Source organism: Roseinatronobacter bogoriensis DSM 18756 (assembly GCF_004366635.1).
Taxonomy (GTDB): Bacteria; Pseudomonadota; Alphaproteobacteria; order Rhodobacterales; family Rhodobacteraceae; genus Roseinatronobacter; species Roseinatronobacter bogoriensis.
On record NZ_SORN01000001.1, the window covers coordinates 210512 to 223230 of the forward strand.

Consider the following 12719-nt stretch of genomic DNA (forward strand, 5'->3'; position numbering starts at 1 on the left):
CCTGCCGCATCTGGCCGTCAGCCCTTGTGTCGCCTCTTTGGAGAGTGTTGATGCGAGGGCTTTGGGGAGGGTATTTTCGCACCAAGCGCGGAGCCAAGGCGCAATGCGCCGCCGCGCATCGCCGGGCCGCCCACGGGCACGGCGATTTGGCTGCCACCTGCGCATAGCTTTGATCTTGTGCGGATTTGGCCAGCATAAACCGCCACAGATTGAATCTTTGATCGCCGCACCGCGGCCCGGCAATGCGCGGCGGATTGGTCCGCGCGTGTCAGCTACCGGCCTTCTCATGCGGGTCAAAGCCCGCAATCACCACCTCGCGCGTGCGGCAATCATCGCACATGGTCAGTAGGCGCTTGCGATCCGCGCCTGCCGTGCCAGAGAACATCCAGTGGCCGTCAAGTTTTTCCATCACGCGGTCGATACTGGCGCGCGTGCCAAAGGCCTTGCCACAAGATGTGCAGGCAAAGGGTTCCTCTTCCTTCAATACGCGTTTGGGTGCGGACCATGCGTTGAAATCCATTTGCGGGGCCAGTGTTATGGCCTGTTCAGGGCAGGTGGCAGCACAGATGCCACATTGCACACAGGCGCTTTCGGTAAAGCGCAGCATCGGCATATCGGGGTTGTCCGACAGCGCCCCGGCAGGACATGCGCCGACACAGGCCAGACACAGGGTGCAGGCGTCGAGATCCAGATCAACCCTGCCGAATGGCGCGCCCTTCGGCAGGGCAATCACCTCTGCCGGGTGCGGGGCGGTCTGGTTCAATTCCTCCATCGCCAGCACCAGCAGGCCGCGTTTGTCACGGGGCGGCAAAAAGCGCGAGCGTTTGGCGCGTGCAGGCGTGGCGGGGTGCCACAGGGCGGCATCCAGCGCATCCGGGTCATCTGTCTGGATCAGCGCGCACAGGCCCGTACCGTGGCCTGTCTGGGCGCAGACCCGATCCATCAGGGCGAGGCTGTCGGCCAGCCCGTCCAGCGGATGCGCGGGGCGCTCCTTGGCCAGAACCCGCACAGCGCCCGCCCCATAGGCCAGCGCTGCGGCCATCAGTTCCGGGCCGATCTGGCTGGGTTCATTCACCTGCACCGGGATCACATGCGCAGGCAGTCCGCGCCCGAACCGCGCGCTGGCATCTATCAGCGACGCGCCATGCCCCTCGTCATGGAACAGGATGACAGGCGCATCTTTCGCGCCTGCATCAAGATACGCGGCCAGACCTGCGCGCAGGCGCGCGGCGATATTGTCCACCACAGGCAGCGCATAGGCGGCGGCCCCTGTCGGGCAGGCAGCGGCGCATTGGCCGCAACCCGCGCAGATATTCGGGTCGATCGCGACCGTATCGCCCGCCGAGGTGATCGCGCCTGTCGGGCAGAGGTCCAGACAGCGGGTGCAGCCGGTCAATGTGTTGCGCGAATGCGCGCACAGGTTGGGCGTAAAGTCGATATATTTGGGCTTGTCGAATGTGCCCACCATCTGCGCGGCCTGTTTGACCAGTGTCGCAACGGCACGCGCATCGCGCGGATCGGCGCGGAAATAGCCGGGGCGGGTTTCGTGAAACAGCGCTTGTCCGCCGGTCAGGTCGATCACCAGATCACAGCGCGAAACGGCCCCGTTGCGCGCGTCCTCAAATTCAAGCTTTGCACGAGATGATGGGGCAGGGGCGGCGTAGTCATCTACGGTAAGCTCATACGCGCCCAGATGGCCTTTCGCGCGGCGAATGCTGCCCTGAAGCACAGGCCACGTGGTCTGGCGCGGTGGCACGACATCTGCGCCGGGGGTCAGCAATACGGTGATGTCCAGACTGTCGGACATATCGCGCGCCACATCCAGCGCGACCTGATCACGCCCCAGAATCAGGGCGATACCGTTGCTTTCAAGGCTGACAACTTCAAATGGCGTGGCGTCCATTTCGGCCATTGCCAGAAGGGCCGCCATCTTGGGGGCGGCGTGTGCGCCCTCTTGCGACCAGCCTGCGGTTTCGCGGATGTTGACGAAACGCAGGTTTCCGTCAAAGCCCGCATCCTCGGCCAATTCGGTGAAGAGTGGCGCTTCTTGTGTGCAGGCGACGGTCACATCGGCAAACGTGCCCAGGGCGGCGCGAAAATGATCCAGCTGTGCGCGGCAAAGCTGGCTGGCCGCGCGCCCCTCGGCCCCAAGTTTTGCGGGATCAAGCGTCATGGTCGCTTCGCAGGTGCAGATAAGGCGGGTTTTCTGGTGATCTGGCATCGGGCTTTTCTCTGGCCTTTGGCTGGACTATCTGACAGGCATATAGACCGCATGTGGCGCAAAGGGTAGCACCTATGCGCAAGATCGCGACAGGGAGGATATATGCAAACCGCGTCTGAAACCAGCGAGGCGGGCAAGATTGCCCTGCCGCCCCCTTATACGCTGCACCGCACCGATCAGGCCGATGTTTTGCACCATGCAGCGCAACTGGCACCGACAGAAGGTGCGGGAACACTGGTTGTGCATCAGTCACCGGGGCGTCTGGCCTTTGCCGTGGTGCTGGAGCCGGAACAGCCCCTTGCGCAGGCGCAGATGGCATTTTTGCTGGGCATGGTGGCTGTGGCTGATGCGCTGGCCGCTCATTGCCCGCCTGAACGCGCCGTCCGCCTGAACTGGCCGGATGAGCTGCGTTTTGACAAGGCGCGCCTTGGTGGCGGGCGGTTTCAGGTTGCGCCGGGGGGCGGGCCGGAGGATGTGCCCGACTGGATGGTTTTCGCGGTTGAACTGATTGCGGATCGGGACCAGCTTGAGGAACCCGGCCGTTTCCCGGATTCGACCTCGCTGGCGGAAGAGGTGTTTGACCCTGCCGAAGATATCATCTCGACCTTTGCCAGCTACATGATGCTGTATTTCGACCGCTGGGCGCATGACGGGATCGAGGCGGTGACCAACCGTTACCTGATGCGCATCGACCCGCCCTTGCTGCGCGGGGTGCGCCGGGTCGAGGGGGATCGGCTGGTCGAGATGACGCCTTCGGGGGGCGGCACACGCTCTGCCCCGCTGCTGGAGGCGCTGGGCAGCACGGGTTGGCGTGATGAAACGGGGCCAAAGCTGTGACGCGGTTGCCGCGCACCATACGGCTGGACGCGTCCGACAAGGTCGTGTTTGCCCAAGCGGCAGAGCCGGGCGAATGGGCGGTGCCGGGCACATTCCTGTTCTGGGGGCGTGCGCCTGACAGCCTGACCCGCAAGGAAGCGATAGCCTTTCGCTCGGGCTTTCTGGGTGTGGACAGTTTCGGGCATTCAACACTGGTGACAGTGCAGGAGGCCAGCGCACAGGAACGCGCCGCGATGGTTGAGGTGCTGGCGCAAAACCTTGTCACCCATCTGGGGGCGCCGTCGCTGGAGGCTGCGCGCCCCGCTGCGGAAGAGGAAGTGGCGCTGTCGGAAAGCCTGTGCGCGGCGCATCCGCTGAACACCTTGATTGCGCTGCACCGTCGCCACAAGGAAGATGGCGCGATCATGGAGCAGTTCCGCACACTCAAGCCGCGTGATGAGACCGCGTTTTCCGGCAGTCACTTGCAGGGCCATGACCGCGCATTTCATTTTGTCGAAGAGGTCGAGGATCATGTCGATCTGTTTGCATTGAGGGGGGATGACTGATGCCTGAATTCTGGGTTGCCTCTGGCCATCATCTGACACGGCTGGACCGCGCCGGGCGGATGCTGGTTACGGATGAGCTGATCCTTGCATGGCTGGCCCGACCCGAAGTGTTGCCCCCCGCCGATGCGTGCGTGGCAGAACGCAGCTTGCACAAAAGGCTGATGGCAAGCCCGCGCGCGAAAGTGTCTGAAATGGAGGTGACCGCGCTGCAAGACCGCGATGCGCAGGAAAACTGGCGTTTTCTTCTGGGGCTGCGAGACAGGTTGCTGGCGGCAGGGACGATTGAGGAGGGCTATGCGCAGATCATGCGGGATGGCGCGGTATTTCCGGCGGTCTTCATGGCGCAACTGGTGCAGCTTATCCTGCGCAATGCGCTGGATGGTTGTGATGACCCGCAAGTGCTGCGCGCGGCCGAATGTTTCTTTCGGCCCCAGCGCAGCCATATCAAGGACGACAAGCTGCTGCTGGCAGATGAGGAACTTGTCCAGCTTCATGAACAGGAAATGCACGCCTCGCCCCTGACGGCGATGTTTTCAGGCGGTGTGGACAGCCTTGATGTGCTGGGGGGTGGCAATGAATGGACCTATTGGTCCCGATCTGATGCGCATACAATGGTGCTGAATTTCGGTGGTGACCCGGAGGCAAGGCGCGGCATGGCGCAAGCGCTGGAAGCCTTTGTGCGCCATATGCTGGCGCTGGAGGTGGCGATCACCCCCCAGACCCGCGCGGATGAGGTTGATTTGCAGTGGTTTGTCGGGCTGGACCCGGTGGGCACCGCGATTGGCAATGCGCTGTGGCATGGCCGGCCCATGCCTGCAACGCTTGTTGGCCTGTTCCGCATGGAGGTGGCAGATACCGCCCGCATCCGGCCAGACTTGCGTGGACAGCCGATCTGGTTGATCCTTGGTCTGGGTGCGGATGGCGCGATCCGCATGAAGCCGCAAAACCTGTTGACGGGCCTGCCCCTGGCAGAGCCTGCGCTGAACTGAGGAAGGTTGCACCATGCCACAGGAAGTCTTGCGCGTTTCGGTTCTGGCGCTTCGCCGCCCACCTGTCACCCGTTGGGGCACCGGCGAATTGCGCCCGATTGCCGTGTTGCCACAAGAACCAGATGCGGCAGCGCATACCCTGCTGCGCAGTGAAGATGGGGTTGAGACGTGGTATCTGGGGGGGCGTGATCTGGTTCTGTATTCGGGGGATACTGGTCATCATCTGGACAATCTGCGCGCACAGCGCCCGTCGATCTGGGTGGCCATGCGGGGCCAGGACCCGAAGCGCGCCGAGATTGTCGATGTCACCGCCGATCCCTATGAAGGCGAGGGCTATGCCTCTGACCTTGATCTTGTGGTCGAGGCTGTTCCCATGCCAGAGGCCATTCGCGCCCGTGTGGCGGATTTCGTTGCGGCGCATCATGTCGAGATTCCTTTCAAGAAGCGCAAGCGCCTGCCCGTGGACCCGAACGCCATGACCGCCCGCGCGCCGCGTGTCCTTCAGCCTGATGACAAATGGGTCAATGCCCCCCGCAAGAGGTAGAACATGGCGCAACCACCTGAAGACGAGAATTTTTTCAGCCGCTGGTCCAAGCGCAAGCGCGTCACTGCCCCAACCCCGCAGGCGCAGGAGGCAGAGCCGCCCAGCCCTGAACCAGCAGAAGAACCTGACGAATCGCTGAGTGATGAAGAGCTTGCCGCCTTGCCATCGCTTGACCAGTTTACAATCGAAACGGATATCCGGCCCTTTTTGCAAAAGGGGGTGCCGCAAGCGCTTCGCAATGCGGCGCTGCGCAAGAAATGGTTGTTGACCCCCGCCATCCGCGACCATGCGGACCCGGCGGTTGACTATGCTTGGGACTGGAACACCCCCGGCGGGGTGCCCGGTGACGGGGCGGCCCCGTCTGCGCAAAGGGCGGCTGAAATGCTGCGCGAATTGACTGCCCCGCGCTGCAATGCGGCATCTCTGGAAGGGCAAGCAGAGCGGGAAAAATCACACGCAGTCCCCGCATCCGGGCTACCGGATTCTGCGGCGCAGAATACCCCGGTTGAGGATGCTTCCAAGGTCGAATCTCCGGTCCCGCCACAAGATGCACAAGCACCACATGACACAGATAATTCCTATGAGAATCAGTCGGATATAGACGATACACCACCGCGCAGGCGGCATGGTGGCGCGCTGCCGGATTGAACTAAAGTTGTATACAAAGTCCATCAAATATCTGGACAGTCTGATGCGCTGGCGCTAAACTTTGCATACTGTTGTATATCAGTACAAACAGCGCGAACAGGAATTGATTGAAATGACCCAGAGCCAGCCTACGAGTAGGCCAGCCATTGCTGCGGATGATGTGGCGCGAAGCGAACAGTATCGCTTTCTGTCACGCATGCTGATCTCTGCGCCCGACGAGGTGTTGTTGGGTGCGATTGCGAAGATCAAAGGGGATCAGACCCCGATGGGCGCTGCATTCAACGCCCTTGCTGCGGCGGCTGCCGAGGCAAACGCTCATGCGGTCGAGCGTGAATATTTCGAGCTTTTTGTTGGTGTCGGTCGTGGTGAGTTGTTGCCCTATGCCAGCTTCTACCTGACCGGATTTCTAAACGAACGCCCTCTTGCAGAGTTGCGCGCCGACCTTGCCCGGATCGGGGTGGCGCGCGCCGAGGGGCGGCACGAGCCCGAAGACCATATCGCCCTGTTGCTGGAAGTGATGGCCGATATGTGTGCGGGGGATATAGACATCGACATTGCCGGGCAGGGTGCGTTTTTCGGTCGCCACATCGCCCCTTGGGCCGGGCAGTTTTTTGACGACCTCGCAATTGCGCCAAGTGCGCGGTTCTATCGTCCGCTGGCCGAAATTGGCCGGCTGCTCACCGATATCGAGTCGCGGGCCTTCACGCTCGCGGCTTGATCAAGAAACAAGAACTTCAGCCGGGATGGTGCAGGGTCACGCCGCAACATCCAGCCAGATGGGAGGGTTCCATGGCACAGGATAAGGGAAATCCGATCAGCCGCCGCGCCTTTTTCGGTGTTGCGGCGACAGGGGCGGCATCTGCTGCGGCGCTGAGCGTCGGCGGTGCGCGCCCCGGTTTTGCACAGCAGACCGGAGATGAGCGTACCCGTGCGCGCTATCAGGTCACAGAGCATGTCGAAACCTACTACCGCACCAACCGCTACTATCCTCGGGGGGAAAACTGATGCTGGTCAAACGCAGAACCCGTGAGGCGGCGTCCACTGGCCGCCTGTCGCAAATGGCCTCTGGCATGGCCGCAAAGCCGCTGGATCGCCGCAGCTTTCTGCGCGCTTCCGGTCTGACGGTGGGTGGTCTGGCTGCGCTTACGACTGTTGGCGCAGGCATGACGCGCCGGGTCGAGGCCGCAGGCTTTACCGATATGAGCCAGCCGATCGAGGTCAAGAAGAACATGTGCACCCATTGTTCGGTCGGGTGCTCTGTGATCGCCGAAGTGCAAAATGGCGTCTGGGTTGGTCAGGAACCGGCCTATGGCAGCCCCATCAACCGCGGCACGCATTGTGCCAAGGGCGCGTCAGTGCGTGAGCTTGTGCATGGGGATCGTCGCATCAAGTACCCGATGAAGAAGGTGGGCGGCGAATGGCAGCGTATTTCATGGGATCAGGCGCTGGACGAGATTGCCGAGAAGATGGGCGAGATCCGCGCGAATTCGGGCGCGGATTCGGTTTACCTGCTGGGGTCGGCCAAGTTCTCGAATGAAGGCGCGTATCTGTTCCGCAAATTCGCCGCCTTCTGGGGTACAAATAACGTGGACCATCAGGCGCGTATCTGTCACTCGACGACCGTGGCGGGCGTGGCGAATACATGGGGCTATGGCGCGCAGACCAACAGCTATAACGACATCCGCAACGCGAAAACCGTGATCTTCATGGGCTCCAATGCCGCAGAGGCGCACCCTGTGTCGCTTCAGCATATTCTTGAAGGCAAGGAAACGCAGCGCGCCAATGTCATCGTGCTTGACCCGCGCTTCACACGCACAGCCGCGCATGCGACCGAGTATGTCCGTTTCCGCCCCGGCACGGATATCGCCGTTATCAACGGGATGCTGTACCACATCTTCGAGAATGGCTGGGAAGATACCGAATACATTGCGCAGCGGGTCTACGGTATGGATCAGGTCCGCGAAGTGGTGAAAGATTACACCCCTGACGTGGTCGAGGATATCACCGGCGTGGATGGCGAAACGCTCAAGCGGGTGGCTGAGCAATTCGCGAAAGAACGCCCCTCGACCTTTATCTGGTGCATGGGCGGCACGCAGCACACTGTCGGCACTGCCAATGTGCGGGCTTACAACATCTTGCTGCTGGCCACCGGCAATGTCGGCGGCGAGGGCAATGGCGCCAATATTTTCCGCGGCCATTGCAACGTGCAGGGTGCCACGGATTTCGGCCTCGATGTGGGTAACCTGCCTTGCTACTACGGCTTGGGCGCAGGTGCATGGCGCCACTGGAGCCGCGTCTGGGACGTGCCTTACGAATATTTCGTCAGCCGGTTTGATGCGGTGCCAGCCAAAGGCGGGCGCGATGCGCGCACGCCAGAGCAGAACATGGAAATTCCGGGCATCACCTCGACCCGCTGGTTCGATGCGGTCACCATTGACGCCGATGAAATCGACCAGCAGGACAATATCAAGGCGATGATCGTCTTTGGCCACGGTGGCAACACGGTGCCAAGGATGCAGGATGCACAGCGCGGCATGAATGCGCTGGACCTGCTGGTTGTGGCTGACCCACACCCGACAACCTTCGCAGCCCTGCATTCTCGCACGGACAACACCTATCTGCTGCCGATCTGCACGCAATTCGAATGTTCCGGTTCGCGCACTGCATCCAACCGTTCCATTCAATGGGGCGAAAAGATTGTCGATCCGATTTTTGAATCCGACAACGACTATGCCGTGATCCATGCCTTGTCAGAGCGCCTTGGCTTTGCGGATGAGATGTTCAAGAACTATGAGATGGTACAGGGCAAGTTCGGGATGGAACCGACGCCCGAATCCATCCTGCGCGAGATCAATCGCGGGGGGTGGTCAACTGGCTATACTGGTCAGTCGCCTGAGCGTTTGAAAGCGCATATGGCCAATCAGGAACATTTCGATCTGGTGACACTTCGGGCCAAACCCGATGCGCCTGCCGAAGTTCAGGGTGATTACTATGGCTTGCCGTGGCCTTGCTGGGGCACGCCAGAGTTGCGCCATCCGGGCACGCATATTCTGTACAATACCAACCTGCACCCGATGGAAGGTGGCGGCGCGTTCCGTCCGCGTTTCGGGCTGGAACGCGATGGTGAAACCCTGTTGGCGGAAGGCAGCTGGCCGCAAGGGTCAGAGATTCAGGATGGTTACCCTGAATTCACCTATGCCCTGCTGGAAGAGCTTGGCTGGGATGGCGATCTGACCGAACAGGAGCGTTCTGTCATCGAGGCTATCGGGGGTGACAATATGGGCGGCGTAAGCTGGTCCATCGACCTGTCGGGCGGGATTCAGCGTGTGGCGCTGGAACATGGCTGCGTCCCGTTCGGCAACGGCAAGGCCCGCGCGATTGCATGGAACCTGCCAGACCCGATTCCGGTGCACCGTGAACCGATCTATTCGTCCCGGCCTGATCTGGTGGCTGCATATCCGACGAATGAAGACCGCCGCCAGCAGCGTATGCCGAATATCGGCAAGTCTGTGCAGCAGGATGTTGTGGAACGCAATGTCGCAAGCGACTTCCCGATCATCCTGACATCTGGTCGTCTGGTCGAATATGAAGGGGGCGGCGAGGAGACGCGCTCGAACCCGTGGCTGGCCGAACTCAAGCAGGACATGTTTGTCGAGATCAACCCCGAAGACGCCCGCGCCCGTGGGATCGTCGATGGCGGCTGGGTCTGGGTGACAGGGCCAGAGGGCGGATCGCGCGCCCGCGTCAAGGCATTGGTAACCGAGCGTGTGAACCGGGGGCTGGCTTTCATGCCGTTCCACTTCGCAGGCTGGTTCCAAGGCGAGGACCAGCGCGGCAACTACCCTGCCGGAACTGACCCGATTGTTCTGGGGGAATCTGTCAACGTCATTACCACATATGGCTACGACCCGGTGACGGGCATGCATGAAGGCAAGGTCACGCTTTGCCAGATCGCAGCGGCGTAAGGGAGGATCAAGAAAATGGCACGGATGAAATTCCTGTGTGACGCAGACCGCTGTATCGAATGTCAGGCCTGTGTAACTGCTTGCAAGAACGAGCATGAGGTGCCTTGGGGCATAAACCGGCGGCGCGTGGTGACCATCAATGATGGTCTGCCGGGCGAGCGTTCGGTGTCCATGGCCTGCATGCATTGCACTGATGCGCCCTGCGCGGCGGTGTGCCCGGTTGCGTGTTTCTACACCACCGATGATGGTGTGGTGCTGCACAACAAGGACACATGCATCGGCTGCGGCTATTGCAGCTATGCTTGCCCGTTCGGTGCGCCCCAGTACCCGCAAACCGCCAATTTCGGCACGCGCGGCAAGATGGACAAATGCACCTATTGTTCCGGCGGACCAGAGCCGGACATGTCACAGGCGGAATACGTCAAATATGGTGCGAACCGTCTGGCCGAAGGCAAGCTGCCACTCTGTGCGGAAATGTGTTCGACCAAGGCGTTGTTGGCCGGTGATGGCGACATCATTGCTGACATTTACCGCGAGCGTGTGGTTACGCGCGGCTATGGGTCGGGTGCCTGGGGTTGGCGCACCGCCTATGGCGATACGGTAACCGTGTAAGGAGGGGGCCAAGATGACATATCTATCAAGACTGTTTGTTGCCCTGTCCGTGGTCCTGGCCTTTGGTCTGTCCGCGCCACAGGTGCAAGCACAAGTGAACCCGACGCAAAGTTCCGTCAATGAAGATGCCATGTTCCAGGCGCTTGGCGGGGACAGTGCTGTTGTCTCTGGCCGGGTGACCATTCCTGACCGTGGTGCAGGCACGCTGATTAGCCCCGACAACAAGTCATGGGCCGCTTTGCAAGGGCGAACCCTGCACACGCTTTCGATCTGGGCTGTGATCGGGATGATTGCGATCCTGACGCTTTTCTATCTGATCCGTGGCAAAATCCGGATTGATAGCGGCATGTCTGGCCGCACGATCCTGCGCTTCAACTGGGTGGAGCGGTTTGCTCATTGGACACTGGCATCCACATTCATCATTCTTGCCCTGACGGGTTTGAACTTGATTATCGGCAAGTCGGTGATCCTGCCGATCTTTGGTGAAGCCGCGTTTGGCACGCTGTCGGCCTATGGCAAGATTGCACATAACTATCTGGCATGGCCGTTCATGGCGTCACTGGTTATGATCTTGTTGCTGTGGATCGTCCACAACATCCCCGAGAAGCTTGATCTGGACTGGATCAAGCAAGCCGGTGGGTTGCTGAAAAAAGGGGTTCACCCGCCCGCGCGCAAGTTCAATGCCGGACAAAAGCTGATCTTTTGGGCTGTTGTGATTGGTGGGGCGGGGCTGTCCTATACCGGCATCATGATGCTGTTCCCCGCAGAGGCTGGCACACAGGCGGATTGGCAGTTCTATCAAGTCGTCCATGCCCTGATTGCTGCCGCGCTGTCGGCCATCGTGATCGCGCATATCTATATCGGTTCGGTCGGGATGGAAGGCGCATTTGACGCAATGGGGTCTGGTGAAGTGGATGAAAACTGGGCCAAGGAACACCATTCGCTATGGGTGGAAGAAGTGAAAGCCACGCAAAAGCGCAATACCACACAGGTCACGACACCGGCGGAGTGAGGCCGGGAGGGGGGTCTTGACCTATGCCCGGCGCCAGCAATGGGGCCGGGTTTTTATTCTGATCGGCTGATCGGGATGGCAACTGGAAACGACAAGGCACATGCAAGACGACATCCGCGCCACGCTTGATACGGTGATGCTGCCAGACGGCACGGGGCTTGCCGCGTCTGGCAGGGTCTCTGGTTTGAACGTGGCGCAAGGCCGCGTCAGCCTGTCGATCCAGATCACCCCGCAAGAGGCGCAGGCCTTCGCCCCTGTCCGCGATGAAGCGGAGGCGAGGCTGCGCGCGCTGCCTTCGGTCAATTCGGTTTTCGTGGTCCTGACCTCGGAACGCGATAGCCCGCCGCAGATCAAGGCACCCAAACCGGCCAAGGTTGACCCGCTTGCAGGCATTGGCCATGTGATCGCGGTTGCCTCGGGCAAGGGCGGGGTCGGGAAATCCACCACCACAGTCAATCTGGCGCTGGCGCTGCGCGCGCAGGGGCTGCGCGTTGGCATATTGGACGCCGATATATATGGCCCGTCACTGCCCACCTTGCTGGGCCTGCATGGCAAGCCCGGCATGGGCGAGGGGCGCAAGCTGAAACCGATGCAGGCTTACGGGCTAAGCGCCATGTCCATGGGGTTGCTGGTCGAGGCAGAGACTGCAATGGTCTGGCGCGGGCCGATGGTCATGTCCGCCATCACCCAGATGATGGCCGATGTGGACTGGGGGCGGCTGGATGTGCTGCTGGTCGATATGCCGCCCGGAACAGGGGACGCGCAACTGGCGCTTGCACAGGGCACGAAGCTGGCGGGGGCAGTCATCGTCTCGACCCCTCAGGATTTGTCGCTGATCGACGCACGCCGTGGCATTGCCATGTTTCGCAAGGTCGATGTGCCGATTTTGGGCATTGTCGAGAATATGTCCCACTTCCTCTGCCCAGATTGTGGCACTGCGCATGCCATTTTTGGCCAGGGCGGTGCCGAGGCAGAGGCTGCGCGCCTGAAAGTGCCCTATCTGGGGGGCGTGCCGCTGACGATGGAATTGCGAGCCGCCTCAGATTCAGGCCAGCCGATCACCGCCCGCGACCCGGAAGGGCCGCTGGGCCAGATTTATCAACAGATTGCCCGCGCCATGATGGCGGGGCTGAAACCCGAAGCACGCGCCATTCGGCCTGTGCGAACCTGACAGGAGTCTTGCCATGAAAGCTTTTCTTGCTGCCGTCGTCTTTGCTGTCGTTGTTGCCTTCGGGGCTGCGACATTTCTGGATAGCGGCTTTCAGCAGCCGTCACATGCGGCCTTTACGACCGAAGGGGCGCGGGTCGATAACCCCGGATCCAACCTGATCGGCAACTGATCCGCA

13 protein-coding genes are annotated in these 12719 nt (G+C 61.1%); 12 read left to right on the forward strand and 1 reads right to left on the reverse strand.

Going from position 1 to position 12719, the window contains the following annotated elements:
- Positions 1-268: 268 nt before the first annotated feature.
- Entirely contained in the window at positions 269-2173 is a 1905-nt protein-coding gene (locus EV660_RS00960) for a 4Fe-4S dicluster domain-containing protein (protein WP_198510643.1), read from the reverse strand.
- A gap of 150 nt (positions 2174-2323) precedes the next feature.
- On the opposite strand from EV660_RS00960, the gene EV660_RS00965 reads away from it, so the two are divergent.
- The 12 genes from EV660_RS00965 to EV660_RS18525 all read left to right on the forward strand — a co-directional run bounded on the left by EV660_RS00965 (position 2324) and on the right by EV660_RS18525 (position 12713).
- The gene (locus tag EV660_RS00965; RefSeq protein ID WP_071481782.1) at positions 2324-3058 is read left to right on the forward strand and encodes a biotin/lipoate--protein ligase family protein; all 735 of its coding nucleotides are present in this window, start codon (positions 2324-2326) and stop codon (positions 3056-3058) included.
- A complete protein-coding gene (locus EV660_RS00970) occupies positions 3055-3603 on the forward strand; it encodes a DUF6505 family protein (protein WP_071481781.1) in 549 nt (182 codons plus the stop codon). Before EV660_RS00965 ends, EV660_RS00970 begins: the two co-directional genes overlap by 4 nt.
- Positions 3603-4592, forward strand: coding sequence for a DUF6352 family protein (locus tag EV660_RS00975; RefSeq protein WP_071481780.1), 990 nt, complete (start codon positions 3603-3605; stop codon positions 4590-4592). Before EV660_RS00970 ends, EV660_RS00975 begins: the two co-directional genes overlap by 1 nt.
- Positions 4593-4605: 13 nt before the next feature.
- On the forward strand, positions 4606-5136 hold the full coding sequence (locus EV660_RS00980; RefSeq protein ID WP_071481779.1) for a DUF3305 domain-containing protein: 531 nt from the start codon (positions 4606-4608) through the stop codon (positions 5134-5136).
- A 3-nt stretch (positions 5137-5139) separates the two neighbouring features.
- Complete coding sequence (locus tag EV660_RS00985) at positions 5140-5784, forward strand: DUF3306 domain-containing protein (protein ID WP_071481778.1); 645 nt, start codon at positions 5140-5142, stop codon at positions 5782-5784.
- 112 nt (positions 5785-5896) lie between these two features.
- The gene (locus tag EV660_RS00990; RefSeq protein WP_071482344.1) at positions 5897-6502 is read left to right on the forward strand and encodes a TorD/DmsD family molecular chaperone; all 606 of its coding nucleotides are present in this window, start codon (positions 5897-5899) and stop codon (positions 6500-6502) included.
- A gap of 71 nt (positions 6503-6573) precedes the next feature.
- Positions 6574-6789, forward strand: a complete 216-nt coding sequence (locus tag EV660_RS00995) for a hypothetical protein (RefSeq protein WP_071481777.1) — start codon at positions 6574-6576, stop codon at positions 6787-6789.
- Between the two features lie 2 nt (positions 6790-6791).
- Positions 6792-9749 (forward strand): formate dehydrogenase subunit alpha, encoded by a 2958-nt coding sequence (locus EV660_RS01000; protein ID WP_375781711.1) that lies wholly within the window; start codon positions 6792-6794, stop codon positions 9747-9749.
- Positions 9750-9764: 15 nt separating this feature from the next.
- Positions 9765-10361 carry a formate dehydrogenase FDH3 subunit beta gene (fdh3B, locus tag EV660_RS01005; RefSeq protein ID WP_071481775.1) on the forward strand — a complete coding sequence of 199 codons (597 nt, stop codon included), beginning with the start codon at positions 9765-9767 and terminating at the stop codon, positions 10359-10361.
- Positions 10362-10374: 13 nt separating this feature from the next.
- Positions 10375-11373, forward strand: coding sequence for a formate dehydrogenase subunit gamma (locus EV660_RS01010; RefSeq protein WP_071481774.1), 999 nt, complete (start codon positions 10375-10377; stop codon positions 11371-11373).
- 100 nt (positions 11374-11473) lie between these two features.
- Positions 11474-12544, forward strand: coding sequence for an Mrp/NBP35 family ATP-binding protein (locus tag EV660_RS01015; protein WP_071481773.1), 1071 nt, complete (start codon positions 11474-11476; stop codon positions 12542-12544).
- Between the two features lie 13 nt (positions 12545-12557).
- Positions 12558-12713 (forward strand): hypothetical protein, encoded by a 156-nt coding sequence (locus EV660_RS18525; protein WP_168800281.1) that lies wholly within the window; start codon positions 12558-12560, stop codon positions 12711-12713.
- Positions 12714-12719 lie beyond the last annotated feature (6 nt).

Excerpts from the sequence above, each read along its gene's own strand:
- EV660_RS00960 (WP_198510643.1), bottom strand. The coding sequence starts at position 2,173 with ATGACGCTTGATCCCGCAAAACTTGGGGCCGAGGGGCGCGCGGCCAGC.
- EV660_RS00965 (WP_071481782.1), top strand. The coding sequence starts at position 2,324 with ATGCAAACCGCGTCTGAAACCAGCGAGGCGGGCAAGATTGCCCTGCCG.
- EV660_RS00975 (WP_071481780.1), top strand. The coding sequence starts at position 3,603 with ATGCCTGAATTCTGGGTTGCCTCTGGCCATCATCTGACACGGCTGGAC.
- EV660_RS00980 (WP_071481779.1), top strand. The coding sequence starts at position 4,606 with ATGCCACAGGAAGTCTTGCGCGTTTCGGTTCTGGCGCTTCGCCGCCCA.
- EV660_RS00985 (WP_071481778.1), top strand. The coding sequence starts at position 5,140 with ATGGCGCAACCACCTGAAGACGAGAATTTTTTCAGCCGCTGGTCCAAG.
- EV660_RS00990 (WP_071482344.1), top strand. The coding sequence starts at position 5,897 with ATGACCCAGAGCCAGCCTACGAGTAGGCCAGCCATTGCTGCGGATGAT.
- EV660_RS00995 (WP_071481777.1), top strand. The coding sequence starts at position 6,574 with ATGGCACAGGATAAGGGAAATCCGATCAGCCGCCGCGCCTTTTTCGGT.
- fdh3B (WP_071481775.1), top strand. The coding sequence starts at position 9,765 with ATGGCACGGATGAAATTCCTGTGTGACGCAGACCGCTGTATCGAATGT.
- EV660_RS01010 (WP_071481774.1), top strand. The coding sequence starts at position 10,375 with ATGACATATCTATCAAGACTGTTTGTTGCCCTGTCCGTGGTCCTGGCC.
- EV660_RS01015 (WP_071481773.1), top strand. The coding sequence starts at position 11,474 with ATGCAAGACGACATCCGCGCCACGCTTGATACGGTGATGCTGCCAGAC.
- EV660_RS18525 (WP_168800281.1), top strand. The coding sequence starts at position 12,558 with ATGAAAGCTTTTCTTGCTGCCGTCGTCTTTGCTGTCGTTGTTGCCTTC.